At 68.6% G+C, this 23,958-nt stretch carries 18 protein-coding genes and 1 pseudogene; 11 read left to right on the top strand and 8 right to left on the bottom strand.

The genetic code is table 11. The features are described 5' to 3' along the window. Nucleotides 1-5 precede the first annotated feature (5 nt). On the bottom strand, nucleotides 6-839 hold the full coding sequence (gene xdhC, locus OWM54_RS01700; RefSeq protein ID WP_267696444.1) for a xanthine dehydrogenase accessory protein XdhC: 834 nt from the start codon (nucleotides 837-839) through the stop codon (nucleotides 6-8). Between the two features lie 106 nt (nucleotides 840-945). Then, nucleotides 946-1,830, bottom strand: a complete 885-nt coding sequence (locus OWM54_RS01695; RefSeq protein WP_267696443.1) for a LysR family transcriptional regulator — start codon at nucleotides 1,828-1,830, stop codon at nucleotides 946-948. A gap of 256 nt (nucleotides 1,831-2,086) precedes the next feature. Between OWM54_RS01695 and OWM54_RS01690 the strand changes: the two genes are divergently transcribed. Then, nucleotides 2,087-3,208 carry an MFS transporter gene (locus OWM54_RS01690; protein WP_267696442.1) on the top strand — a complete coding sequence of 374 codons (1,122 nt, stop codon included), beginning with the start codon at nucleotides 2,087-2,089 and terminating at the stop codon, nucleotides 3,206-3,208. Nucleotides 3,209-3,223: 15 nt separating this feature from the next. Here the strand turns inward: OWM54_RS01690 and OWM54_RS01685 are convergent, their stop codons facing one another. Next, nucleotides 3,224-4,543, bottom strand: coding sequence for a DUF418 domain-containing protein (locus OWM54_RS01685; RefSeq protein WP_267696441.1), 1,320 nt, complete (start codon nucleotides 4,541-4,543; stop codon nucleotides 3,224-3,226). 90 nt (nucleotides 4,544-4,633) lie between these two features. Further along, complete coding sequence (nth, locus tag OWM54_RS01680; RefSeq protein ID WP_267696440.1) at nucleotides 4,634-5,266, bottom strand: endonuclease III; 633 nt, start codon at nucleotides 5,264-5,266, stop codon at nucleotides 4,634-4,636. A 160-nt stretch (nucleotides 5,267-5,426) separates the two neighbouring features. Here nth and OWM54_RS01675 point away from each other — a divergent pair, with 160 nt between their 5' ends. Continuing rightward, on the top strand, nucleotides 5,427-6,245 hold the full coding sequence (locus OWM54_RS01675; RefSeq protein ID WP_248546244.1) for a TIGR02269 family lipoprotein: 819 nt from the start codon (nucleotides 5,427-5,429) through the stop codon (nucleotides 6,243-6,245). Nucleotides 6,246-6,247: 2 nt separating this feature from the next. Further along, nucleotides 6,248-7,000: a double-CXXCG motif protein gene (locus OWM54_RS01670; protein ID WP_267696439.1), complete on the top strand. Its 753-nt coding sequence runs from the start codon at nucleotides 6,248-6,250 to the stop codon at nucleotides 6,998-7,000. A gap of 28 nt (nucleotides 7,001-7,028) precedes the next feature. Here OWM54_RS01670 and OWM54_RS01665 read toward each other — a convergent pair whose 3' ends face one another. Then, nucleotides 7,029-7,904, bottom strand: a complete 876-nt coding sequence (locus OWM54_RS01665; RefSeq protein ID WP_267696438.1) for a DUF1003 domain-containing protein — start codon at nucleotides 7,902-7,904, stop codon at nucleotides 7,029-7,031. 257 nt (nucleotides 7,905-8,161) lie between these two features. Between OWM54_RS01665 and OWM54_RS01660 the strand changes: the two genes are divergently transcribed. Further along, nucleotides 8,162-9,454: a serpin family protein gene (locus OWM54_RS01660; protein WP_267696437.1), complete on the top strand. Its 1,293-nt coding sequence runs from the start codon at nucleotides 8,162-8,164 to the stop codon at nucleotides 9,452-9,454. Between the two features lie 178 nt (nucleotides 9,455-9,632). Here the strand turns inward: OWM54_RS01660 and OWM54_RS01655 are convergent, their stop codons facing one another. Next, entirely contained in the window at nucleotides 9,633-11,687 is a 2,055-nt protein-coding gene (locus tag OWM54_RS01655) for a LamG domain-containing protein (RefSeq protein WP_267696436.1), read from the bottom strand. Nucleotides 11,688-12,039: 352 nt separating this feature from the next. Here OWM54_RS01655 and OWM54_RS01650 point away from each other — a divergent pair, with 352 nt between their 5' ends. After that, a complete protein-coding gene (locus OWM54_RS01650; protein ID WP_267696435.1) occupies nucleotides 12,040-12,945 on the top strand; it encodes a type 1 glutamine amidotransferase domain-containing protein in 906 nt (301 codons plus the stop codon). A 34-nt stretch (nucleotides 12,946-12,979) separates the two neighbouring features. Beyond that, nucleotides 12,980-13,861 (top strand): helix-turn-helix transcriptional regulator, encoded by an 882-nt coding sequence (locus OWM54_RS01645; protein WP_267696434.1) that lies wholly within the window; start codon nucleotides 12,980-12,982, stop codon nucleotides 13,859-13,861. A gap of 16 nt (nucleotides 13,862-13,877) precedes the next feature. Here OWM54_RS01645 and OWM54_RS01640 read toward each other — a convergent pair. Then, nucleotides 13,878-14,270, bottom strand: a pseudogene (locus OWM54_RS01640) (lectin ESA-2); the annotation flags it as partial. Nucleotides 14,271-14,636: 366 nt separating this feature from the next. Between OWM54_RS01640 and OWM54_RS01635 the strand changes: the two are divergent. Together OWM54_RS01635 and OWM54_RS01630 are read left to right on the top strand one after the other, a co-directional pair. After that, a complete protein-coding gene (locus tag OWM54_RS01635; protein WP_267696433.1) occupies nucleotides 14,637-15,260 on the top strand; it encodes a hypothetical protein in 624 nt (207 codons plus the stop codon). Nucleotides 15,261-15,351: 91 nt separating this feature from the next. Continuing rightward, entirely contained in the window at nucleotides 15,352-16,245 is an 894-nt protein-coding gene (locus OWM54_RS01630; RefSeq protein WP_267696432.1) for a 1,4-dihydroxy-2-naphthoyl-CoA synthase, read from the top strand. Between the two features lie 58 nt (nucleotides 16,246-16,303). On the opposite strand, the gene OWM54_RS01625 is transcribed toward OWM54_RS01630, so the two are convergent. Continuing rightward, entirely contained in the window at nucleotides 16,304-16,714 is a 411-nt protein-coding gene (locus OWM54_RS01625) for a VOC family protein (RefSeq protein ID WP_141330773.1), read from the bottom strand. A gap of 64 nt (nucleotides 16,715-16,778) precedes the next feature. On the opposite strand from OWM54_RS01625, the gene OWM54_RS01620 reads away from it, so the two are divergent. The 3 genes from OWM54_RS01620 to OWM54_RS01610 all read left to right on the top strand — a co-directional run bounded on the left by OWM54_RS01620 (nucleotide 16,779) and on the right by OWM54_RS01610 (nucleotide 23,947). Then, nucleotides 16,779-17,729 (top strand): hypothetical protein, encoded by a 951-nt coding sequence (locus OWM54_RS01620; RefSeq protein WP_267696431.1) that lies wholly within the window; start codon nucleotides 16,779-16,781, stop codon nucleotides 17,727-17,729. A gap of 154 nt (nucleotides 17,730-17,883) precedes the next feature. Continuing rightward, a complete protein-coding gene (locus OWM54_RS01615; protein ID WP_267696430.1) occupies nucleotides 17,884-21,198 on the top strand; it encodes a C45 family autoproteolytic acyltransferase/hydolase in 3,315 nt (1,104 codons plus the stop codon). A gap of 544 nt (nucleotides 21,199-21,742) precedes the next feature. Then, nucleotides 21,743-23,947 (top strand): M13 family metallopeptidase, encoded by a 2,205-nt coding sequence (locus OWM54_RS01610; RefSeq protein ID WP_267696429.1) that lies wholly within the window; start codon nucleotides 21,743-21,745, stop codon nucleotides 23,945-23,947. Nucleotides 23,948-23,958 lie beyond the last annotated feature (11 nt).

Here is a 23,958-nt window from a genome sequence, read left to right as displayed (position 1 = left end):
GGTGCTCATTCTCCAGACGAAACCCCGCGCAGGCGGGGCGGCTCCGAGGCGGACGGCTCGGGGCGGGTTTCGACGAAAGGCTGGTGGTGGAGCTGGAGCAGGCCCGCGGCGATGCTCACCGCGACCTCCTGGGGCGACTTGCCGCCCAGCTCCAACCCCATGGGGCACTGCACCCGGCTCAAGAGGCTCGCGGGCACGCCGCGCGCCTCCAGGCGCTGCCGGAACCGCGCCCACTTGGTCTTGCTGCCGATGAGGCCCAGGTAGCGCGCGGGCTTCTCCAGCGCGGCGGCGACGATGTCCTGGTCCAGGTCATGTCGGTGCGTCATCACCGCGACATAGGTGCGCCGGGCGTCCCACGTGGCGCGGGCGAAGAAGTCCTCCCACGGCTCGTCGTGGCGCGTCACGGACGCGGGGATGCGCTCGCCCTGGAGCCACTCGGGGCGCTCGTCCACCAGGTGCACCCGGAAGGGGGTGCCCTCCAGGATGCGACACACCGCCTGGCCCACGTGGCCAGCGCCGAACAGGTACAGCCGAGGCCCGTGGTTGACGGGCTCCACGAAGACGTCCACCACGCCTCCACAACACTGGCCGAGCTTCGCGCCCAGCGGGTAGCGGTACGTGCGGGACTCGCCGCGCTCCAGGCACCCGCGCGCGTCGGCGAGCACCAGCTGCTCCAGGTGTCCGCCGCCCACGGTGCCGTGGAACACGCCGTCCCCGCGCACCAGCAGCTTCGCGCCGGGCTCGGCGGGGGTGCTTCCCTGACACATTGTTACGGTGGCCACGGCGAAGGGCGCACCCTCGCGCGCCCACTCGCCCAACTGGCGGACCCAATCCCACATGGTCCCCCAGACTCTGCCACACCCTGTGTCCGGTGGGGATGGGTCTGCGTGCATCCTGTGTGGAATGGATGGCGGCCCGGCGGGCGGGCGGGCGGGCCCGGAAGTCTCAGGTCTCGAACAGGTGCGCCGCCATGAAGTCCACGAACACCCGCAGCTTGGGGGACAGGTAGCGGCTGGAGGGCCACAGCACCCGGAACGTGCCCTGATGGTGGAGGTGGCTGTCGAGCACCTTCACCAGGGCGCCCTGCGCGAACTGCCGGCGCAGGGCGAAGTCCGGCAGGCAGGTGATGCCCAGGCCCTGCTCGGCCAGGTGGATGAGCGGCTCGATGGTGCTCGCAACCACCGTGGTGGGCAGGTCCACCTCCTTCTTGCGCCCCTTGCGGAACGGCCAGCGCTCCAGCTTGCCGGTGGTGGCGAAGCGGTGGTGCAGACACGCGTGCTGCTTCAGGTCCTCGGGCCTGCGGGGTGTGCCCCGGCGCGCGAGATAGTCCGGCGAGGCGACGAGGACCAGCCGGAACGTCCCCAGCACCCGCGCCATCAGCCGCGAGTCGCTGATGCTTCCGCCGCGCACCACGCCGTCGAAGCCCTCGTCGATGACGTCGACGAGCCGGTCCGAGAAGTCCAGGTCCAGCTCGATGTCCGGATACGCGCGCATGAACGCGCTCAGGGTCGGCATCATCAACATGCCCACCAGGGGCATGCTGATGCGCAGCTTGCCGCGCGGAGCCTCCTGCGTGCGCGCGAGCTCCAGCTCCGCGGCCTCGATTTCACAGAAGATGCGCCGGCAGCGCTCCAGGAAGAGCGAGCCCTCCGGCGTCAGGGTGATGGTGCGTGTCGAGCGGTGGAAGAGCCTGACCGAGAGCCGCTCCTCCAGCCGCGACACCGCCTTGCCGATGGCCGACGACGACACCCCGAGCTGTCGTCCCGCCACGGTGAAGCTGCGCGCCTCCGCCGCCTGAACGAAGGCCTGCAGTGAGCCGAGACTGTCCATCCACCGCGCTCCGATTCCGGACATCCATGTCCGATTTGTTCCGAACTCTAGCGTGATGGTCCGCGAGCCCGCCCGAAATTACCTTGCCCGCCAACACCTCACGGTCGACGCCCACGGGCCCACCTCGCCTCTTCGGCACGAGGGCCTCCGTGTATCGACCTCATCCCCACCTGCCATGACCACCTCCTCGCTCCCTGTCGATGCCACCCCGCGGACCGAACCCGCGCTCCCTCTCGGAGGGCTCCTCGCGCTGGCGATGGCGGCCTTCATCACCGTGCTCACCGAGGCGCTCCCCGCGGGACTCTTGCCCCGGATGAGCGTGGACCTGGGCGTCTCCGAGTCCCTGGCCGGACAGCTCGTCACCCTGTACGCGCTCGGCACGCTGCTGACGGCGATACCCCTCACGGCGGCGACGCAAGGGTGGCGGCGCAGGCCGCTGCTCATCGGCGCCATCCTGGGCTTCGCGGTCGTCAACACCGTCACCGCCGTGTCGTCCAGCTTCGCGGTGACGCTGGCGGCGCGCTTCCTGGCGGGGGTGTTCGCGGGGCTGCTCTGGGCGCTCGTCGCCAGCTACGCGGCGCGCATGGTGTCCGAGCGACAGAAGGGCCGGGCAATGGCCATCGCGATGGTGGGCATCCCGCTCGCGCTGTCCCTGGGGATTCCGGCGGGCACGTTCCTGGGCGCGGCCGTCGGCTGGCGCGTCACCTTCGGCATCATGAGCGGCCTGACGCTGGTGCTCGTGGGCTGGGTGCTCGCGCGCGTGCCGGACTTCCCCGGGCAGCCCGAGGACCAGCGACTGTCGCTCACCCGCGTGTTCCTGATGCCCGGCATCCGCCCCGTGCTGTTCGTCACGCTGGCCTTCGTGCTCGCGCACAACGTGCTCTACACGTACATCGCCCCGTTCCTGGGGGCGGTGGGGATGGCGGGGGACATCGACGTGGTGCTGCTCGCCTTCGGCGTGGCGGCGCTCGCCTCCATCTGGGGCGTGGGTGTGCTCATCGACCGGTGGCTGCGGGAGCTGGTGCTCCTGAGCACGGCGCTCTTCATCGGGGTGGCGGTGGTGCTCACGGTGTCGAGCGGGCTTCCCGCCGTGGTCCACGCGGGCGTCGCCGTCTGGGGGCTGGCCTATGGCGGCGTGGCCACGCTCTTCCAGACGGCCTCGGCGAAGACGGCAGGGGAGGCCTCCGACGTCGCGCAGTCCATGGTCGTCACGGTGTGGAACATCGCCATCGCGGGAGGAGGGCTTGTGGGCGGCGTGCTGCTCGACACGCTGGGGACGCGCTCGTTCCCGTGGATGCTGATGCTCCTCCTGGTGCCCACGCTGCTCGTGGCCTGGAGGGCGCGGGAGCACGGCTTCCCACCCGTGCCCCGGCGCTGAATCACGGCGCGCGGCTCAGGTCGCCATCGCCGCGTCGGCGGACCCGGTGGCCTTGCGCATCGGCTGGGCCTTGCCGTACGTCAGCGAGCGCCACACCCACTCCATGGGCCCGAAGCGGAAGCGCGACAGCCACAGGTGGCTGAAGACGATCTGCACGGCGAAGACGCCCAGGCAGTAGAGGATGCACAGGCTGGGTGCCAGCTTCCCGAACAGCCCCAGGCCGTAGCCGTAGAACACGAGCACGCTGATGACGGACTGGCTCAGGTAGTTCGTCAGGGCCATGCGACCCACGGGCGCCAGCACCGACAAGATGCGCTGGAAGGTCGAGCGCTGGAAGAGCAGGGTGATGGCCAGCACGTACGTCGCCGCGAAGCCAATCTCCCCCATCGTCCGGATGGGGGTCAGCGCGAACGGCAGCCACGCGGGCAGCGCGTCCGGGTCCAGGATCTTCCGGATGACCAGCTGCTGCACCACGGCGCCCACGCCTCCGCCCACCACACCCATCGCCAGCGCTCCGTAGAGCAGCCGGCGGAAGAGTGGCAGGTGCTGGGCGGCGTCATGGAAGAGGCGCCGGCGGCCCACGTAGAAGCCCAGGAGGAAGCGGCCCAGGAGCCCCACCGAGTGGAGGACCATGATGTGCAGGAACTCCACGCGGTGGAACGTCGCGCCCGCCTTGACGACATCCCACCAGCTGCCGTCCGTGAAGCTGGGGAACAGGGCGACCTTCAGCGCCGCCGAACGTTCGCTCTGCGCCTTCGCCAGCGCGGCGGCGGCCTCGGGGGTGGCGGCGAGCAGCTGCGGGAGCTTGAGGACGAAGGTGGTGAGCAGCGGGCCCACCACCAGCAGCGCTATCGCCCATCCCAGAATCGTGCGGTCGTCCCGCTTCCGGAACAACAACAGCCAGAAGCCGAGCAACGCGTAGTTGCTCAGGATGTCTCCGTACCAGATGAGGTACAGGTGGCTGAGCCCCAGCGCCAGCATCACCACGAGCCGGCGGATGTAGAGCCGGGTGATGTCCGAGCCCCGGGCGTCCGCACGCCCCATCTGCACCGCGAAGCCCAGGCCGAACAGGAACGAGAAGATGGTGATGAACCGGCCGCCCACCAGGATGCCGAAGGCCGGCATGATGATGCGGTCGATGAGCGAGCCTTGGGTGAACTGCGCCTCGAGCTGCTCCTTGGGGAGGAACGCCCGACCGCTGAACCACATGAAGGTGTTGGAGATGAACACGCCGCAGAGCGCGAAGCCTCGCAGCGTGTCGAGCAACGCCAGGCGCTCGCCTGAGTCTACCGGGCGGGCGTCGGTGGGGGTGGCCGACGAAGGAGCAGGGGTCATGTCTTGCGTAGATACGCTCGAACCCCCGTTTCATTGTCTGTATTCCGTGCTTGCGGCGGATACGGCGCTGACCCGGCAAGCCGGGTGGGCCTATACGCCGATGCGTGGGCAGATGTCCTTCACGATGCACGTTTCACATCTGGGATTCTTGGCCGTGCAGGTGTAGCGGCCGTGCAGGACGGTGGCGGGGCCGAAGAAGGTCCAGGTGTCCTGGGGGACGAGCTTCATCAGGTCCTGCTCAATCGCCTCGGGCTTGTCGTGCTTCGTCAGGCCCAGGCGCTGGCTGACGCGGGCGACGTGGGTGTCGACGATGATGCCGGAGGGGATGTCGAACGCGGTGTTGAGCACCACGTTGGCCGTCTTCCGGGCCACGCCGGGGAGCTTCACCAACTCTTCCACGGTGCGGGGTACCTCGCCGCCGAACTGCTCCAGGAGGGTCCGGCTCATGGCCTGCACGGATTTGGTCTTCTGTTTGTAGAAGCCGGTGGGCTTGAGGTCCTCCTCCAGTTGGGTGGTGTCCGCGTCGGCGAAGGCCTGGGGGCCGGGGTACTTGGGGAAGACGGTGGCGGTGACGCGGTTGACGCGCTCGTCGGTGCACTGGGCCGCGAGGATGGTGGCGACGAGCAGCTCGAAGGGGGTGGACCAGTCAAGCTCGTAGCGTGCGTCGGGGTGCTGCTCGCGCAGGCGCTCGAGGAGGAGGGCGGCTTTCTCGGCGGGTTTCATGGGGTGTGTGAGCGCCACCCTACCTGAGGCATCTGACATCCGGGGCTTGGATTCGCGTTTTCCCCAACGGCACCTTCTCCGTTGCGCGCGTCGACCGAGTCCTTCTGCGCCCCGGCTCGCATTGGCCGCACCGGACACCACGCCCGGTGTCCTGTGCGTCATGGCGCTCGTGTGGCAGCTTTCCCCGCTTCGCAGCGTGGGCTCATGCTGCGGGAACACCATTGTCCGGGAGCAGTCCATGACAGTGCGTAGGTGGTGGGCCGTGCTGTTTTTCCTGCTGGTCAGCTGCGCGTCGGCACCTGCCGTCCGCGCGGAGGTCGAGGGGCTGTCGCTCGAGGATGACTCCGCGGCGGACTGCCGGACGGCCGCGGAAGACGACGGGGATGAGGGGTGTGTCACCACCGCGTGTGACGGTGGCGTGTGTGGACTCTACCGTTGCGAGGACGTTGCATCCGCTGCAGTGGCGTTCCGTACGGGCGCGCCAACCGCTCCGATGGCGGGTGTAGGTAACGCGCCCCAGAGATACTGGGGCGCGCCTCAGGTGCTGCCCGGCCGCGAGCCGGTGCTCGTCTTCCGGAAGGAGCGCCCCGAGGAGCTTCCGAGCCAGAAGGCCCTCCGCAAGGCTCGCCAGGAGTGGGAACAGGCGACGAAGGAGAAGCACCACATCTTTCCGCGGGCGTTCGAGTCCTACTTCGCGAGCCGCCGCATCAACATCCACGAGTGGACCCTTGCTGTCGACGTGAAGCGGCACAAGGAAATCCACGGCGGCGCATATGGCGCCCCATGGAACGCGGACTGGCGCCAATTCATCGAGCGCGTGGAGGGAGAGGTGGCGAAGAAGAGCGACACCACGCCGGAAGAAGTCCGCAGGAGGCTATTCGACTTCGCGGGGCTGATGATCCAGAAGTATCGTCTGGTTGGAATGCCCATGTCGTACTGGCAGCAGCTCACTGCGAACATGCAATTGTCGAAGGACTAGAGATGCGCTTCTTCCGACTCGACCCTATCGATGATGCGGCGGCCACCCAGTGGCGATGGTCGCTGGACGCGAAGCGTCGTTGGGGGCTTCCCGGAACGGAGTGTCCCCGGTGCCACGCCGGGCCGATGACCATCGCGCTCAACTACCCGAGCGTCGATTTGTCCGGACTTCCCGAGGAGAGGGCGTACCGAAAGGCCCGGTTCGTGCCTTGGGAAGAGTATGCGCCGCTGAGGGACCGAGTCCTGCCGCTCCTCCCACCCGGCGCTGTCGTACGCCCCGGGATGGGAATGGGGCCGTTGGAGGGGCGAGTCCGCGGCCGTCCGGCGCCCCTGTCGATGGATGCTCCGTGGAATCTGTACGCCCAACCCACTGGCGTGGAGCGGCTCCTCTCGGCGAACCTACGCGGCATCAAGCCCGTGCCGACGGCGACGAAGACTCCTCGCGACGTGCCGCCGCTGCTCGAGTTCGAGCTTCAGGTGGGCGGCGACTACGTCCCCGAGTGTCGTCCGCTGCCGCTGGGCGAGTCGTGCCCGGTGTGTGGTACCCAGCCACGGTCGGCCCCATCGATTGATGAGGAATGGCTCGATGCCGATTCGATGCCGGTAGCGGATGTCTTCCGGTTTCGCTGGAACCCCGCCGTGACTCTCGCGAGCGAGCGCTTCGTCGAAGTGCTTCGCGGCCTGGGTGACACAGGCATCCGAGTGGCGGAAGTGGTGGTGGGCAGGCCAGCAGGGGCTGGCGTCGTCTCGACTTGAGCTTCAGTCTGGCCTTCTCCGAGCCGCCTCAGCCGTTGAAGGAGCGCGGGGGGACGGGGGCGGGCGTGGCGCGGCCGCGCTCCACGGCGTCCAGGCGGGCCATGGTCTGCGCGTACAGGTGGTCCAGCTTGGTGTGCAGGTGTGTCACTTCCAGGCCGGCGCGGATGTTGGCCTCGTACTCGACGTCCGAGCGGATGCGGTCCTTGGCGGCCTGGCGGCTCTGGCTGATGAGGACGAAGCAGGACAGGAAGATGGCCTCCAGGCTGACCACCATGGTGAGCAGGCCGAAGGGGAACGGGTCGAACGCGTGGAACCCGGGGATGAAGTCCAGGTTGATGGAGATCCACACCGCGAACCAGGCGGCGTGCAGGAGCATGAAGGTGAAGGTGCCGCTGAAGGCGGAGAGGCCGTCCGCGAGCCGCTGGATGGTGGTGAGCCGCTCTTCCACGGTCTCGTTGGGGCTGAGGGTGGGGCGGCTGTGGAGCATCTTGTCCGCCTCTCGCAGGCGCCGGCCGATGGCGGTGAGCACGTCCATGGCGCTGGAGGGGTGGCGTTGGAAGAGCAGTTGGAGGTCAGCCCGGTCGACCTTGAGGGCGTGGGTGTCCTGGATGGCGCGGGCGTCGGCGCTGCGCGGGTCTCCGTCGAGCAGGGACAGCTCGCCGAAGAAGTCACCGCGGCGGGCGGTCTCGAAGACGATGACCTGGCCGGTGGTGTCCTCGACCGATATCTGCACCTCACCGGCGCTGACGATGTAGATGGCGCCGCCGGGGTCTCCGCGGGAGAAGACCTTCTCTCCGGCGGAGAGGCGGACCTCCTCGAGCTGGGCGGCGAGCAGCTCGCGCTCCTCGTCGTCGAGGGCGGCGAAGAGGGGGACTTCCTTGAGCAGGGCGACGTCGGCGGGCATGACGCGGAGGTCCTCGCGGAAGGGATGCGCCCCGTACGCTGGCACCTTCCGGGCCCGCCGCCCAGCGTCCCCGTGTCACGGGGATGTCGAGCCCCGGGCCCGTGACGGGGCGCTGGTGAAAAGGCGGGGCGGGTCCTCGGAAATCCGAGGGCAGGCGGGAAGGGGACAAGGCCAAACATCTGAAGTTCCAGGCCCGTGGCATGTGCATGGCCCTTGCTTTCGGAGGCGAACCTTCTTGCTCCCGAAAGGTCTGGTTCATGGCTTCATCGACGTCGCTGAAAGCGTGCATGTTCGCGGTGGTGTGGGGACTGGCGGGCTGCCATTCCGACGAACAATCCCCGGCCGAGCGGGAGCCGCCTCCACCGGGGGCGCTCGTCGCCTCGGAGAAGGAGCGGGTGAGGTCTCCCTCCGTCTCCGACACGGACTTCGCCGCGCTGGTCGCCGGCAACACCGACTTCGGCGTGGCGCTCTACCGTCGGCTCGCCGAGCCTGGAGAGAACGCCGCCGTGTCTCCCCTCAGCATCACCCGGGCCTTCAGCCTGGTGTACGCCGGAGCACGCGGCGAAACCCAGGCGCAGATGGCGCGGACGCTGGGCTTCACGCTGCCCGCGGAGCAGCTGCACCCGGCGCTCAATCGGCTGGACCTGGCGCTCCAGGAGCAGGTGGGGCAGGCGCATGGCGACAAGGGGCCGGCGCCGACGTTCCGCGCGGTGAATGCCCTCTGGGGACAGCAGGGCTATCGCTTCGAGCCCGCCTACCTGGACGTGCTCGCCGAGCACCACGGCGCGGGCTTGCGCACGGTGGACTTCGCCGCGGACCCGGACGGCGTACGCCGCGCCATCAACGACTGGGTCTCCGGCGTGACGGCTGACCGCATCCAGGACCTGATTCCCCAGGGAGAGGTGCGCGCCGACACGCGACTGGTCCTGGCCAATGCCCTCCACTTCAAGGGGGCCTGGCGTACGCCGTTCCCTGCCCAGGCCACGAGCCCGAAGACCTTCCATGGCCTGACGGGTGGCACGACGCAGGTCCCGATGATGCACACCTCGTGGTCGTTCCCCTTCTCGCGTGGAGAGGGCTATGACGCCATCGCGCTTCCCTATGTGGGCCGCGCCTTTCGCATGCTCGTCATCGTCCCCGACGCGGGTCGCTTCCAGGAGGTGGAGCAGCGCCTGTCCGCCGCGTTCCTGGACACCGTGCGAGCGAACCTGAGCGAGCGGCACATGCTGCTGCGCTTTCCTCGCTTCGAGGTGAGGCAGTCGGCCGCCCTGGTGGATGCGCTGCGCTCCCTGGGAATGGAGGATGCCTTCTCCGAGCGCGCGGACCTGTCTGGCATCACGGGTGAGGAGCGACTGCTGCTCAGTGGCGCGCAACATCAGGCCTTCGTCGCCGTGGACGAGGCGGGCACCGAGGCCGCCGCCGCGACCGCCGTCGAGATCGGGCCCGTGTCGCTTCCTCCCGAAGTCCACGTGGACCGCCCGTTCGTGTTCGTCATCGAGGAGGTGGCGACGAGGAGCGTGCTCTTCCTGGGTCGGGTCGTGAGCCCCTGAGGCGACGAGGCGCACCGGTTCGACCCATCCGATGACACATGACGGGCTCCGGGATGAAGCTCCGGAGCCCGTATCGGGGCGTGAATGGATGAGCGTGAACGCCCGCCGCCAGACACGTCAGAAGCGCTCATGTGTGCCAATCCCTGCCCCGAATCTTCTCGGGATGCAAGGTGCAAGGTCAGCAGCAGTTGCTCGGCTTCCGCGCGATGACGGCGATGAGGACGGCGATGTTGATGAGCAGTTGTGCCAGCACGACGGCCAGGTAGGCGCCCCCGGACGTGAAGAGGCCCACGACCATGAGGATGAGCGACGCGCAGTTGAGGGCGATGGAGACCCAGTTCCCCATCAGCATGTCACCCAAAACCTTGCCGAGTGTCCCCGCGACGTAGAGTGCCTTGATGACCTTGATGACGGTGCTGCCACTGGTCGCGCCCTTGGCCGCCTCGCCGATGGCCTTGAGCAGGGGCGTGCTCTCGCCGACGACCTTGCTCAAGGAGGAGACGGCTCGGCTCGCGGAGAAGCCCAGGCCCACGACGGTCAGGAACAGGCAGAGGGACGTCGCGGCGACGGAGACGACCCAGCCGATGCACTCCGTGTCGACGGCCAATTCCATCCGTCCGCACTCGACGGGGCCCTTGGCGGTGTGGTGGTAGAAGACATACGCGGCGCCCTCCACCTTGCCGGCGATGGCGCCCACCGGCATGCCTCCGGGGCCGTTGCCCTTCGACAGTCCAAGATAGAGATTGTTCCGGAACAGCGAGCGCAGGCGATCCTTCAGCGCCCCGGGAACCGAGGCGAGCACCGGCTCGTAGGCGGCGATGATGGCTTCGATCTGGTCGGGCGAGAGCGAGCTGTTCGCGGGGTAGGGCACCTCGTCGCGGGACCAGCGCACAGCAGGTTCGAGCCGCGCGGACGAAGGCTCCACCGCCAGCTGGGTCGAGGCGGTCCCGGGAGGAGGCGTGGACTCCGACGGAGGGGTGCTCACCGTGGCGGGGAAGGCCGTGTTGAGGAGCACCGGCGGATTCCCTGTCACCTGGTTGGTGAGCATGATGCTGCTCCAGGCGTAGTACGCGACGCAGCCCTCCGCGTCCGCGGGCGATTGCGACATGTACTGCTGGACCTCGTTGGCGGAGATGGCGCGGGACCAGAGCGCGGCCGCCTGGAGGTATCCCTGGAGGTCGCTGAGGGTGGACCCGGCGGTGTCCGGGCTGTACGTCGCGCCGAACAGCCACACCGGGTTCGCCAACACCGGCAGGGTGCACGGGATGGTCAGGTCATGCGAGCCGTCGAGGTAGATGAGGACCGTGGAGTTGCTGTACGTGGCCGCCAGGTGATGCCAGGTGCCCGGGGGCAAATGGATGCTGTTCCCCCAGCCGCTGGAGCCTCCCGCCGTATCCAGCTTGAACTCGAGGTTGAAGCCTCCACCATTCCACTGCACGCCCAGGGAGCAGCCGTAGCCGCTGTCCCGGTCCCTGCATGAGAACAGGGTTCGGGACGACTCCTGGAAGTCGGAGGGCGCGTCGAGGTTGAACCAGCCCTGCACGCTGAAGGGGGCTCCGTCCGCCACCACCGTGAGCGCGTCGCGGGGCGAGGGCTGGACACCCGTGTTGATCAGTCGCAGCGCCGGGGCGACCATCAACACCTGGGCGCCGCCCTGGAAGGTGGCCGCGTTGTGATGATTGCCGGAGACGTCGTTGCTCGAGCCGTCGACGAAGCTGTAACACGCGGCGAGGTGGGTGCTCGGCGAGGGGATGTCCCACGTGGGGAGGCGCTCGCCCTCGGGCAGCGCCGTGGACCAGAACGCGACGTTGATGAACTGCGCGTCCACCGTGCTCCCCAGGCTGAACGGGGCGTTGGTCGTGGTGGGGCCGGAGATGAAGCCCTCGATGACCGGCGTGCCATTCGCCCACAAGGTGTAGCTGCCCTGGGTGGTTCCCTGCGACTCGAAGACCAGCAGGAGGTACTGCCATTGGCCTGGCAGCAGTTCGATCTCCGCGCACTGTGGCGTGTTCATCCCAGGGAGCTGCAGGGTGGGGAGCAGCCCATGCAGTCCGATGGAATAGGAGGTGCCGGACCGCAGCAACACCCCGTCATAAGCGGGCACTCGGGGGTTCAACCAGAAGCCGATGGAGTAGGAGCTGCTCCCGCTCAGGTCGATGGGGCTCGACGTTCCGAGTTGGATGCTCTGTCCGAAGTGGACGTCCGCGGCGCCGTACTGGTAGGTGGGTCTCATGGCGCGGAGCGCATAGCAATGGGTGCGCCAGCTCGGCCCATCGAGGAGCTCGCCCGGTGAGGTCCTGGTTCGGGGGCGGGTGAGCCGACCTGGCGCGTCCGGTCGCAACGCAGTTGCGTCTCGCCGGGCCGCATTCGCGCACGAGGGCGAGAGGTATTCGAGACCCACCGGGCTCGTCTGCCGCTGGAGGCGCGTCAGACCTCCTCGAAACTTGCTCCCGTGACCAATAGATCACCTCTTCCGAGGCAAAGTCCCCGCCGGATGGAGCTCACAGCTGATTGGCGCGTTCGTTCAAGCCAGGGTGACCTGGCCTCCCTATCCTGGTGATGACGCTGTCACCAGGAGGGCTTGCATGGATGTGTTTCGTTTGTCTCGCGCGGGGCGGCTCGTGCTCGTCGCGCTGACGAGTCTCGTGGGGTGCTGGGGTTGTGCTGCATCTCCGACCCGGGCCGTGGTCTTTCCCTCGGAGCCCCTTGCTCCGGCGGAGGTCCGTGCTCCGGGCGCCGTGCTCATGGTCCTCTCGGCGGCCTCCGAGCAGAAGCTCGCGGATGGGAGTGTTCGTCAGACGGGCGTCTTCCTGAACGAGTTCTACGAACCCTACAAGGTGCTCGTCGACGCGGGATATCAGGTCGTGCTCGCGACTCCCGGTGGCCGTGTTCCTTCGTTCGACCCGGAGGGGATGGATCCGAAGTACTGGAAGGAGCACCCCGAGGCGCTCGAGGCGGCCAAGGCGATGGTGACTCGGCTGGAGGCGCCGGTCTCCCTCTCCGACGTCCGGGGCCGTGCGAAGGAATTCCAGGCGCTCCTCGTGCCAGGAGGGCAGGGCGTCATGGTGGACCTGCTCCACGATGCGGAGCTGCACGGGCTGTTGATCGACTTCGGCGCCTCGGGTCGGCCCGTGGGACTCGTCTGCCACGCCCCGGCGCTGCTCTCGCGACTGCCTCCGGATGCGAGCCCCTTCGCGGGGCGACGCGTCACCTCTGTGTCGGGATTCGAGGAGTGGTACATCGAGACCTTCGTCATGGGGGCGCGCGCGGAGGTTCGTGGCATCGGCGACCAGCTCGATGACGCGGGCTACCTCCATGAGACGGCTTTCCCCGGCCGCTCGCGGGCCGTGCGCGATTGCAACCTGGTGACGAGCCAGAACCCGTTCTCCGGGGCGGACTTCAATGCGAGCTTCCTGGCGGCGCTCGGTGATTGGCGCAACGGGGGCCGTTGTGCGCAAGAATCCGGCGGGACGGAGAAGGCCACCCGCTGACGAGGGCTCGCGGACCATGGAGGACCAAGGCGTCATGACGAGCCCGGCCTTGCGCCGGGTGCTCGAGGCCACGGTGGCCCGTTCCTACCCGGAGATCGCCACCGGTGGGCGCGACAAGGTCGCCATCCTCCAGGCCGTCCTGGACGCGCATGGCTGGCGCCCGGTGCTGGAACTGGGACTCACGCTTCGGACCCTGTCCGCACATCCGGTCCTGCGTGCGCTCGGGGCCGGGGCGACTCCCTGGCACACCATGGAGCGGTGGCAGACGCTCGAGCGGTTCCTGCACTCGCGTCACCGCACCCGGTTCGTCGAGCGTGACGCGAGCCTCACGCGGATGACCCTTCAGCACGTGGCCATCGATGGGGGCAGGATTCGCGCGGTCAATGACCTGTTCATCTGGGGCGTGCTGATCGCCGTCTTGGAGTCCGCGGGCTTCACGGGGCTCACGGTGTCGCTCGCATCGACGGAAGGCCGCTCCGTTGTCATCCATGGAGGGCGGGGCCCCAAGGTGCTACCGGCGAAGACCGATGTGGCGACCTTCGCCTGGAAGTCACCGCGGGACGTTCCTGTTCGCGAGAGTCCAGCTCCAGGCGAGGAGTCGCGGTCGGTTCGGGACCGGCTCCAGAAGCTGATGAGCGTGGACCTGCTGCATCCATGGACCTTGGAGGAGTGCGCGCAGCGACTCATCCTCTCCCGCCGAGGACTTCAGCGAGCCCTGCAGTCCGAGGGGACGACGTTCTCCGCCACCCTGCAGCGCACGCGGGTCGAGGCCGCGCATGCGCTGCTCGGTGAGCCGGAGCTCACCTTGACGGATGTGGCGTTCTGCACGGGCTTCGCCGACCAGGCCCATTTCTCGCGGACGTTCCGCAAGTTCAACGAGGTCCCGCCATCCGCGCTGCGAGGGCTCCTGCGATAGCTGGCGGTCAGCCCTGGTCGCCGCGGAAGCCGATGGGCCCTTCGCCGTTGTAGGTCATGGTCCCCGTGAGGGATTGGCCGCCGTTGGGCGAGGTCAGGTCCAGGTTGATGACGTTCTGCCCCTGGCGCGAGCCGAGGACGAAGGTGCCGCCTGGATTCCACGGGGCGGTCGGCCCGCCCCACTGGTTCTCGACGGCGTAGTTGTTCGGACTGGTGAGGGTGGCGCGGAAGCCGATGGGGCCCTCTCCGCTGTAGGTCATGGAGCCCGTCAGCGTCTTTCCTCCATCACTGGAGGAGACCTTCATGGCGACGACGTTCTGCTTCTCCCGACCACCAATCGTCCACGTGCCACCCGGATTCCAAGGAGCCGACGAGCCGCCCCATTGGTTCTGCACCTTGTATGAAGACATACCTGGCACTCCTGTGTTTGTGGGTTGAGGGCCCAAAGACAGGCTTTGTCCAACGACAATCCGGGTGGGAGGCGCCTGGAGTCGTCTCTGGGGTGCGCGGAGGATAAATAGGTCGAATTCGAAGGCGATGTGAAAAACACCGAGTGTGGAGGGCTGATCACTGGGTATGCGATTGGGACTAGCCCTCCGGTCCCGGGTCTCTGGGAGGAAACTGGCAGCGGCATCTGTCCCTGCAGGTGTGCAGCAGAGAGGGCGTCGTCAGGTTTCGAACCAGGCTGCCGTGAGTCGCTCGTTCGATTTCCCGGGGACGAGAGGGCTTCGTGCCGCTGTGCGAGCGCCCCGGGGCGCTTCATGATGGCTTCGTTGGTGGCTGGAGGCTCGCGGAAGATGGGATACTGCATCTATCATGTCGCCTTCGAGGGCCCTGCTCCCTCGTTCGAGACGCTTCGGGACCTGGTGGCGGCGCGGTTGGGAACGCCCGTCGACCTCATCGAGACTCCGCCGGGTTTCTGGGTTGGCATGGGGAAGCCCAACGGGGGACTGAGTGGGTTCTCGCTTCTCCGTCATGAGGGCGCGTTGGAGCCCGAGTGGGATTCCGAGTCGCCCGACGATGCGCTCCTCTTTCGCATCCTGGAGGAGTTCGGAGGCCGGAGGGCGCTCGTCAATTCCCCGGCGCCTCGCCGGGTGAGATGGCGCTTCTATTTCACCGGGACGCCGCCGACCCCTGAGCAGGTCGAAGCGCGGTTCGAGGAGGTCACGGGCATTGTTCCCGAGCGACGGCCCAGTGAGCGCGCCTATGAGTTCCCCGTGAGCCACTCACTCGAGGCCCCCATGCTTCTGGGGCCCGGACATGGCGTCTCACTCTTCCTCAAGTCCTACGGAATCTCTCTGACGACCGGGTTCGACCTGACGCTCTTGACCGAAGTGCTCGCCGTCCTGGAATCGCTCGGTGGACGTCAGCTCGACCATGACGACCCCGCAGTCTCGTGACGCGTGAGACGGGCGCGCTCCACGATGGACGCTCCCGGCGGGCCGGCGTAGGGTCCGCGCCGGTTCCACCCTTTCTCCCGAGTGAGCACCCATGGTCTCGGCCATCTTCAATCCGGCCCGCTGGAAGCCCGTCGAGGGCCCCAAGTTCAAGGACATCACCTTCCACCGCGCGGTGGACCAGGGCACCGTCCGCATCGCGTTCAACCGCCCCGAGGTGCGCAACGCCTTCCGCCCCCGCACCGTCGACGAGCTGTCCCGCGCCCTCGAGGCCACCCGCTTCATGACCGACGTCGGCTGCGTCCTCATCACCGGCAACGGCCCGTCCCCCAAGGACGGCGGCTGGGCCTTCTGCTCCGGCGGTGACCAGCGCATCCGCGGCAAGGACGGCTACAAGTACGAAGGCGAAGAGGGCGAGTCCGACCCCGCCCGCCTCGGCCGCCTCCACATCCTCGAGGTCCAGCGGCAGATCCGCTTCCTCCCCAAGGCCGTCATCGCCGTCGTCCCCGGCTGGGCCGTCGGCGGCGGGCACAGCCTCCATGTCGTCTGCGACATGACCATCGCCAGCCAGGAACACGCCGTCTTCAAGCAGACCGACGCGGACGTCGCCAGCTTCGACGGCGGCTACGGCTCCGCGCTGCTCGCCCGACAGATCGGCCAGAAGCGCGCCCGGGAGATCTTCTTCGTCGGCGCCAACTACTCCGCCCAGGAGGCCTTCCAGATGGGCATGGTCAACGCCGTGGTCCCCCACGAGAAGCTCGAGGACTTCGCCCTCGAGTGGTCCGCGGAGATCAACACCAAGAGCCCCACCGCCATCAAGATGCTCAAGTACGCCTTCAACCTGCCCGATGACGGAATGGTCGGCCAGCAGCTCTTCGCCGGCGAGGCCACCCGCCTGGCCTACGGCACCGACGAAGCCCAGGAAGGCCGCGACGCCTTCGTCCAGAAGCGCAAGCGCGACTTCAAGCGCTTCCCCTGGTCCTACTGACTCCTCGCGCCTCGACCCGCTTCGGTGTCTCCCGGAGCGGGTCGCGCGCGTTCCCTGCCTACGCCGTGACGACCACCGAATCGGCCGAGCGCTTCGAGGGACCGTGGAACACGGCCTCGATGTTGTTCCCATCCGGGTCCAGCATGAACGCCGCGTAGTACCCCGGGTGGTACGGCCGCTCACCCGGCGCGCCGTTGTCCTTCCCGCCCGCCGCCAGCGCCGCCTCGTAGATGCGGTGCACCGTCTCGCGGTCCTTCGCCTGGAAGGCCAGGTGCACGCTGGAGGTCTTCGTCGAGCCCGGGTCCACCGGCGACACGAACAGCTCGTCCGCGAAGAAGTGCCCCGGCCCGTGCGCGCCGATGGGGATGCCCAGCACTCCCAGGATGGCCTGATAGAACCGCCGACTTGCCTCCAGGTCACGGGTGCGCAGGTGCACGTGGTCGAACATCCGGCCGCGATGGAATTCCATGGTTGCTCTCCGCCGATTTGTGCACCCCTAATGGGGTACGCGTGTGAGGAGGCGCGAGGCTGCCATGAAACCCCACTTCCTGACGTTCTTCTGTGAGTTGGCACCGGGTCCGCTCGGCGAACTGTTCGACACTGAAGGCGTCCTCGAGGACCTGCGCGAGATGCGCGCGGGCGTGAGCCTGGGGCTCGTGGACCTGACCGGCGAGCGCGCCCAGGTGGTCCGCCGACTCAACCGCGAGGGCATCCCCGTCACCGCGTGGCTCCTGCTCCCCCCAGAGCAGGGCTACTGGTTCCACGCCGGCAACCTCGTGCAGGCCCGCGCGCGCTACGAGGCCTTCCGCACCTGGTCCGCCCAGCACGACCTCAAGTGGGCGAGCGTGGGCCTGGACATCGAGCCCGACATCGAGGAGCTGCGCCGCTGGGCCCGCGCGCCCCTGAGAAGCCTCCCGGGAATGCTGTCGCGCCTCATCCTGCGCGGAGGCCGCTCGCGCGACGCCAAGGCCGGCTACCGCGCGCTCGTCGAGCGCATCCGCGCGGATGGCCACAAGGTGGACACGTACCAGTTCCCCTTCATCGTCGACGAGCGCCAGGCGCGCTCCTCCGTCCTGCGCCGCGTGGCGGGCATGCTCGACGTGCCCACGGACCGCGAGGTGCTGATGCTCTACACCAGCTTCGTGCGCCCCCAGGGCCCCGCGCTGCTGTGGAGCTACGCGCCCGGCTCCACCTCCATCGCCGTGGGCAGCACGGGCGGCGGCGTGGAGCTGCCGGGGCTGCTCGCGTCAGCTCCGCTGGATTGGACCGAGCTGTCGAGAGACCTGCGACTGGCGGTGCGGTGGACGCACGACCTGCACGTGTTCAGCCTGGAGGGCTGCGTGAAGCAGGGCTTCCTGCCCCGGCTGCGCGACTTCAACTGGGACGCGCCCGTGGAGCCGCCCTGGGTGGACTCCCGGCGCGTGGACGCCGTGCGCCGGGCCGCGCGCAGCGTGCTCGGCGTGTCGGGCCGCCTGCTGCGCTGAAGCGAGCAGGGCAGCGCACATCCGGCGGGCGGGAAGGCGCCTCGCGTCAATGTGAGGCCGCGGACGGGAAGGGTTGACGCTCGGGGCGCACGGCAGTGTCATGCGCCCCGACTCCCCGAGCTTCAAGCCCCCGCAGGCTCGGGATGGGAACGCCATGACCGACTCCTGTCCGACGACGAAGCTCCTCGGCGCGCTCGTGCTCTCCACGAGCCTGCTCACGGCCGCCCCCGCCGTGGCCGCCGCGCCCGTCAACTCCACGACCGTCCCCAACGGAGGCTTCGAGACCGCGGGCGGCGCCTCGGCCGTGCCCGCGTTCTGGACGGCCCGGGGCTCGGGCAAGGTGTCCTCGAGCGGCGCGAGCAAGGCGGAGGGCTCGCGCGGCCTGCTCATCGAGAGCCCGCAGGGCGGCGGAGAGACCACCGTCGAGTCCGGCGAGCTGAAGCTCCAGGTCGGCCAGCTCTACCGGCTGAGCGCGTGGGTTCGCACCCAGGGCGTCCAGGCGGACCCGCTCGCGCGTTATCCCACGCCCCACGGCGCGTGCGTCTCGATGAAGAGCTTCCCCTTCACCAACTGCACGCCCGCCACCAGCGCGGACGCGGGGGGCCGCGCCTCCGTCGTCTTCTTCGCCACCCAGGCCACGGACCGCGTGCAGCTCCACCTGGGCCGCAACGGCAAAGCCACCGGCTCCGTCTGGTACGACGACGTGCGCGTCGAGCCCGTGGAGGACATCAACGCGTACGTGCCGCTGGAGTCCGTGAGATGGGCGGGCAAGGGGTTCCGCTACGACGACGGCGGGTGGATCTACGTCCACATCGAGGGCGACCCGTACGAGCGCGGCCACCAGTTCGGTGAGCTCGTGCCGCAGGAGATCGTCCGCTACATGGAGAAGCTCGGCGTCCAGAAGGACAAGGCCGACCCGGCGAAGGGCTGGAGCCACCAGCGGCTGCTCGCGGACTCGCTCTTCCTGCGCAAGTTCGACCCCGAGTACCTGGAGGAGATGAAGGGCATCGCGGACGGCGCGAACAAGGCCGGGGCGAAGTTCAAGGACCGCCCGCTGGACCTCATCGACATCGTCACGCTCAACACCGCCGTGGACGCGGGCCAGCTCGAGGAGGCCAACCGCGCCACCTCCACCTCACTGTCCGGTCGCACCTTCCTCAAGGCCGATGACGATGCCGAGCGCGGAGGGAAGGGTGACCACTGCTCGTCCTTCGTCGCCACCAGGTCCGCCACCAAGGATGGCCGCGCCATCATGGGGCAGATCTTCATGTGGAACGGCTACACCGGCGTCCACTGGGACGTGGTGCTGGACGTGCAGCCCACGCGTGGCCACCGCTTCGTGATGCAGACCTTCCCCGGCGGCATCCACAGCGGCGCGGACTGGTTCATCAACGCAGCCGGCATCGTCATCGGCGAGACGACGGTGGGCCAGACGCCGTTCGACCCGAACGGCACGCCGCAGAGCAACCGCATCCGCAAGGCCGCGCAGTACGCGTCCTCTATCGACGATGTCGCGCGCATCATGAAGGACCAGAACAACGGCCTGTACACCAACGACTGGACGCTCGCGGACACGAAGACGGACGAGGGCGCGTGCCTGTTGCTCGGCACGAAGAAGACGCGCCTATGGCGCACCGGCAGCAAGGGCAACGCCGCCGACACGCCGGGCAACCTCAAGGACTTCATCTGGGCGAACAACAACAACCGCGACCTGGAGGTCCGCAAGGAGTCCGTCTCCAACCCGGACAACGCCCCCGCGGACCTGGCCTTCAACACGTGGAACCGCGACATCGCCTTCTGGGAGTACTACCAGCAGCACGGCAAGAAGGGCTTCGACCTGGACTCGGCCATCCGCATGTTGGCCTCCAGCCCCATCAACCGGCCCCACGCGTGCGACGGGAAGATCACCACGTCCGAGATGGCCGAGAAGATGATGTTCCTGGCCCACTACGGGAAGACGACGCTGCGCGAGAAGATGATCGGCAGCCGCTTCATGCCGGACCTGCCCGGCGCGACGCCGCACCTGTCCCTGGGGTACACGACGTTCAGCCCGCTCTACGTCTCCGCGAAGCTCAAGCAGGCGCAGAAGACGTGGAAGGCGCCCGAGGAGCCGCAGGCCCTCAAGCGTGACTTCTCCCGCGTGAAGGACGCCGTCGGCTTCGACGAAAAGCTCCTGTGGTCCAACACGCTCTTCCCCGCGACGGATGGCGAGAACTGGCTGGTCAGCGGCACCGCCGCGTACTGGAAGCTGCTCAAGGACGTCTCCGGGCAGGAGGGCAAGCAGGACAAGGCGTTCGAGGCGCAGCGGGACGTGCTCGCGGACCTCAATGACCGCTTCCTCTTCACCACCTCGCGCGAGGCGGACGTCGCGCCGGCCACCGCGAAGACGGAGTACGGCCGCTACGGCACGTACCTGGTGCCTCGGGTCAAGGGCACCTTTGCGCTGCACCAGCTCCGCCTGCTCGTGGGCAACGAGGGCTTCAGCAAGGTGATGAACGCCGTGCACGCGAAGTACGCGAACAAGGACATCACCACCGCGGACTTCAAGCGCCTGGCGCAGGAGGCCTCGGGCAAGGACGTGGGCGCCTTCGTCGGTCAGTGGCTGGAGCGCACGGGCCTGCCGCAGCCTCGCTTCAAGGCGAGCGCGGCGCAGGTGAAGGACGGCTACGAGGTGACGCTGAAGGTGGAGCAGCCGGGCCCCAAGCCCTGGCACTTCGTCACGCTGGTGGAGGTGCGCACCGCGAAGGGCTCCACGCTGGAGCGCATCGAGGTGAAGGCCGCCGCGAACGAGACCTTCGTCCTGAAGACGGCCGAGGCGCCGGTGCGCGTGGTGTTCAACGCGGGCAACGATGTGCCCGTGGTGCGTGAGCGCTTCCAGGTGCTGGGCAACCAGACGGACGCGTGGGAGCGACTGCTGCTGGTGCACGGCACCGCGCGCCAGACGGAGTCCATGCGCACGCTGGCGCTGGGCTACCGCGAGGTGCTCGCGGATGTGTTCACCGAGCGGCTGGTCCCCATCGCGCCGGACGCCGAGGTGACGGACGCGCAGCTCGCGGACCGGGACCTGGTCCTCTTCGGTGGCGCGGAGGACAACGCGCTGCTCGCGCGGCTGGCGTCCGAGAAGAAGCTCCCGGTGGAACTGGGGCGGCGCTTCTTCCGCTGGCAGGGGAAGACCTATGGCCGCCCGGATGACGGCATCGCGATGGCGCTGCCCAACCCGTGGAACCCGAAGCGCGCGCTGTATCTCTACGTCGCGAACAGCGGCCTCCAGCTGTGGCAGATGACGCGGACCTATCAGCGCAACCTCCAGGGCTGGGCCGTGTTCCGCGGCGGGGACGTGGCCTCGAAGGGGTTCCACGACCTGGATGCCATGTCGCAGGACGTCGCGGTGACGCCGGCCCCGCCCGCGACGCCGGCCCCCACGACTCCCGCTGCGCCCGTTCCGGCGCCCGTGATGGGTCAGCGCTGACGCATCGACCCCGAGGCGAGCCCTGATGGAGGGCTCGTCGTCGTGGGGGCGGTGGGCAGCGCCCCCTGGTCGCCGTGGTGGACCGAGGGGCGAGCTCTCCGGAACGGCTCGGAGGGCGTCGAGACCAGGTGCGCCGTGGCGGACCAGGCGGCGAACCCGACTGACGGGTTCGTCGTGAAGTGCCCGGGGTCGTCGGTGCTTGGCGCTTGTCCTCGAGGAGGACCGCCACAGGGCCAGGCGCCGTCGTGGAGGGGCGCTCTGGACGCCGTGGATGCGTCGGACGGGCTCAAGTCGGCGGGCCCTGACGCGTCGCCTCACGGGAGCACGGTCAGCGCGCGGGCTCTCACGCTCGGAGCGACCCGCGAGGGGCTCGCGGGTCTGCTCTGACGGAGACCTGCGTGAGAGCCAGGAAAGAGGGGAATGGCCCGGATGGCACGACCCGAGGAATAGGGTGGCCGCCCGTGTGTTTTTCCCGTCTGCCTGGATGGACGCCGGCCCTTCGGGTCCGGCAGATTCCGGCGTCCCCCAATTCTCCCGGAGCCTCATGAGCCCCAAGAAGTTCATTGCCCACCGAGCCTGGGCCAGCAGCGCCCTCGGCACCCTTCTCCTGACTGGCTGCGCCAGCGCGCCCCAGCCCGCGCCCACCGCCGAGACGCCTCCGGCCGTCGAGGCCGCGCCCGCCGCCGAAGCGCCTCCCGTGGCCGAGGCCCCCGCCGCCGCTCCCGCGGCACCCGCCGCCGTGGCCGAGGCTCCCGCCGCGGCGCCCGTCGTCGAGGAGGTCTCCGAGGAGGCCGTGCGCCGGCTGGGCGTGGAGCTGAAGAACCTGGATCGCGCCGTCCGGCCGCAGGACGACTTCTACCAGTTCGTCAACGGCACCTGGCTGAAGACCACGCCCATCCCCGCGGACCGCGCTCGCTACGGCACGTTCATCGAGCTGGCGGACAAGTCCGAGCTGGCGATGCGCGCCATCATCGAGGAGGCCGCCGCCGCGAAGAAGCGCCCCGCGGGCTCCACGCCGCAGAAGGTGGGCGACCTCTACAACAGCTTCATGGACACCGCGCGCATCGAGAAGCTGGGCCTCAAGCCCGTGGCTTCGGAGCTCTCGCGCGTCAAGGCGCTCAAGAGCAAGGCGGGCCTGCCGGAGCTGTTCGCGGAGATGCAGCGCAACGGCCTGCAGACGCCGTTCGTCATGTACGTGGGCCAGGACCAGAAGCAGGCCACGCGCTACATCGCGCAGGTCAGCCAGAGCGGCCTGGGGCTGCCGGACCGCGACTACTACACGAAGACGGAGCAGCGCTTCGTCGACATCCGCGCCGCGTACCTGACGTACATCGAGAAGCTGCTCACGCTGGCGGGTGAGAAGGACGCGAAGAAGGCGGCCGAGGACATCTTCGCGCTCGAGGCGAAGCTGGCCGAGAAGAGCTGGGACCGGGTGAAGAACCGGGACCGCGAGGCCACCTACAACCTGAAGACGGTCCAGGAGCTGGACGCGCTGACGCCCGGCTTCTCGTGGGCGCGCTTCCTGAAGGCCACCGGCGCGCAGAAGACGCCCGGTGTCATCGTCCGTCAGCCCGACTTCCTCCAGGCGCTGGCGCAGACGGTGGAGGCCACGCCGCTGCCCGTGCTCAAGCAGTACCTGACGTACAAGGTGCTGTCCGGCCGCGCGCCGATGCTGTCGTCCGCCTTCGAGCAGGCGTCCTTCGAGTTCTACGGCAAGACGCTGCAGGGCCTGCAGGAGAACCGTCCGCGTTGGAAGCGCGCGGTGACGGCGGTGGAGGGCTCGCTGGGCGAGGCCGTGGGCCAGCTCTACGTGGAGCGGCACTTCTCGCCGGCCTCCAAGCAGCGGATGCAGGAGCTGGTGGCGAACCTGCGCGAGGCGTTCCGTCAGGGCATCGACGGGCTGGACTGGATGAGCGCCGAGACGAAGGCGCAGGCCCAGGCGAAGCTGTCCAAGTTCAACGTGAAGATCGGCTACCCGGACAAGTGGCGTGACTACTCGCGCCTGAAGATCGTCCCCGGGGAGCTGGTGGCCAACGTGCGCCGCAGCGAGGTGTTCGACCACGCGTACATGGTGAGCAAGCTGGGCAAGCCCATCGACCGTCAGGAGTGGGGCATGACGCCGCAGACGGTGAATGCCTACTACAGCTCCACGATGAACGAGATCGTCTTCCCGGCCGCCATCCTCCAGCCGCCGTTCTTCAACCCGGACGCGGACGACGCGACGAACTACGGCGCCATCGGCGCGGTCATCGGCCACGAGTTCAGCCACGGCTTCGACGACCAGGGCAGCCGCTCCGACGGTGACGGCAACCTGCGCAACTGGTGGACGGAGCAGGACCAGGCGGGTTTCAAGCAGCGCACGGCGGTGCTGGTGGAGCAGTACTCGGGCTTCAGCCCGCTGGAGGCCATGAAGGTCAACGGCGAGTTGACGCTGGGCGAGAACATCGGCGACCTGAGCGGCCTGGCGGTGGCGTACAAGGCCTACACGCTGTCGCTGCAGGGCAAGGAGGCGCCCTCCATCGCCGGCTTCACGGGCCCGCAGCGCTTCTTCCTCGGCTGGGGGCAGATCTGGCGCGGGCTGTACCGCGACGATGCGATGCGCCAGATGCTGTTGACGGATCCGCACTCGCCGCCGCAGTACCGTGTCAACGGCGTGCTGCGGAACATGACGGAGTTCTACGAGGCGTTCGGCGTGAAGGAAGGCGACGCCGCGTACCTCGCTCCCGAGAAGCGCGTGAAGATCTGGTAGTGCGCTCCCAT

The sequence above is a fragment of the Myxococcus sp. MISCRS1 genome (genome assembly GCF_026626605.1).
Taxonomy (GTDB): domain Bacteria; phylum Myxococcota; class Myxococcia; order Myxococcales; family Myxococcaceae; genus Myxococcus; species Myxococcus fulvus.
Note: the sequence above shows the minus strand (reverse complement) of the source record. Positions and strands in the feature narration are given on the sequence as shown.

Coding starts and splice junctions, on each gene's coding strand:
- xdhC (WP_267696444.1), bottom strand. CDS start 839: ATGTGGGATTGGGTCCGCCAGTTGGGCGAGTGGGCGCGCGAGGGTGCG.
- OWM54_RS01695 (WP_267696443.1), bottom strand. CDS start 1,830: ATGGACAGTCTCGGCTCACTGCAGGCCTTCGTTCAGGCGGCGGAGGCG.
- OWM54_RS01690 (WP_267696442.1), top strand. CDS start 2,087: ATGGCGGCCTTCATCACCGTGCTCACCGAGGCGCTCCCCGCGGGACTC.
- OWM54_RS01685 (WP_267696441.1), bottom strand. CDS start 4,543: ATGACCCCTGCTCCTTCGTCGGCCACCCCCACCGACGCCCGCCCGGTA.
- nth (WP_267696440.1), bottom strand. CDS start 5,266: ATGAAACCCGCCGAGAAAGCCGCCCTCCTCCTCGAGCGCCTGCGCGAG.
- OWM54_RS01675 (WP_248546244.1), top strand. CDS start 5,427: ATGGCGCTCGTGTGGCAGCTTTCCCCGCTTCGCAGCGTGGGCTCATGC.
- OWM54_RS01670 (WP_267696439.1), top strand. CDS start 6,248: ATGCGCTTCTTCCGACTCGACCCTATCGATGATGCGGCGGCCACCCAG.
- OWM54_RS01665 (WP_267696438.1), bottom strand. CDS start 7,904: ATGCCCGCCGACGTCGCCCTGCTCAAGGAAGTCCCCCTCTTCGCCGCC.
- OWM54_RS01660 (WP_267696437.1), top strand. CDS start 8,162: ATGGCTTCATCGACGTCGCTGAAAGCGTGCATGTTCGCGGTGGTGTGG.
- OWM54_RS01655 (WP_267696436.1), bottom strand. CDS start 11,687: ATGAGACCCACCTACCAGTACGGCGCCGCGGACGTCCACTTCGGACAG.
- OWM54_RS01650 (WP_267696435.1), top strand. CDS start 12,040: ATGGATGTGTTTCGTTTGTCTCGCGCGGGGCGGCTCGTGCTCGTCGCG.
- OWM54_RS01645 (WP_267696434.1), top strand. CDS start 12,980: ATGACGAGCCCGGCCTTGCGCCGGGTGCTCGAGGCCACGGTGGCCCGT.
- OWM54_RS01630 (WP_267696432.1), top strand. CDS start 15,352: ATGGTCTCGGCCATCTTCAATCCGGCCCGCTGGAAGCCCGTCGAGGGC.
- OWM54_RS01625 (WP_141330773.1), bottom strand. CDS start 16,714: ATGGAATTCCATCGCGGCCGGATGTTCGACCACGTGCACCTGCGCACC.
- OWM54_RS01620 (WP_267696431.1), top strand. CDS start 16,779: ATGAAACCCCACTTCCTGACGTTCTTCTGTGAGTTGGCACCGGGTCCG.
- OWM54_RS01615 (WP_267696430.1), top strand. CDS start 17,884: ATGACCGACTCCTGTCCGACGACGAAGCTCCTCGGCGCGCTCGTGCTC.
- OWM54_RS01610 (WP_267696429.1), top strand. CDS start 21,743: ATGAGCCCCAAGAAGTTCATTGCCCACCGAGCCTGGGCCAGCAGCGCC.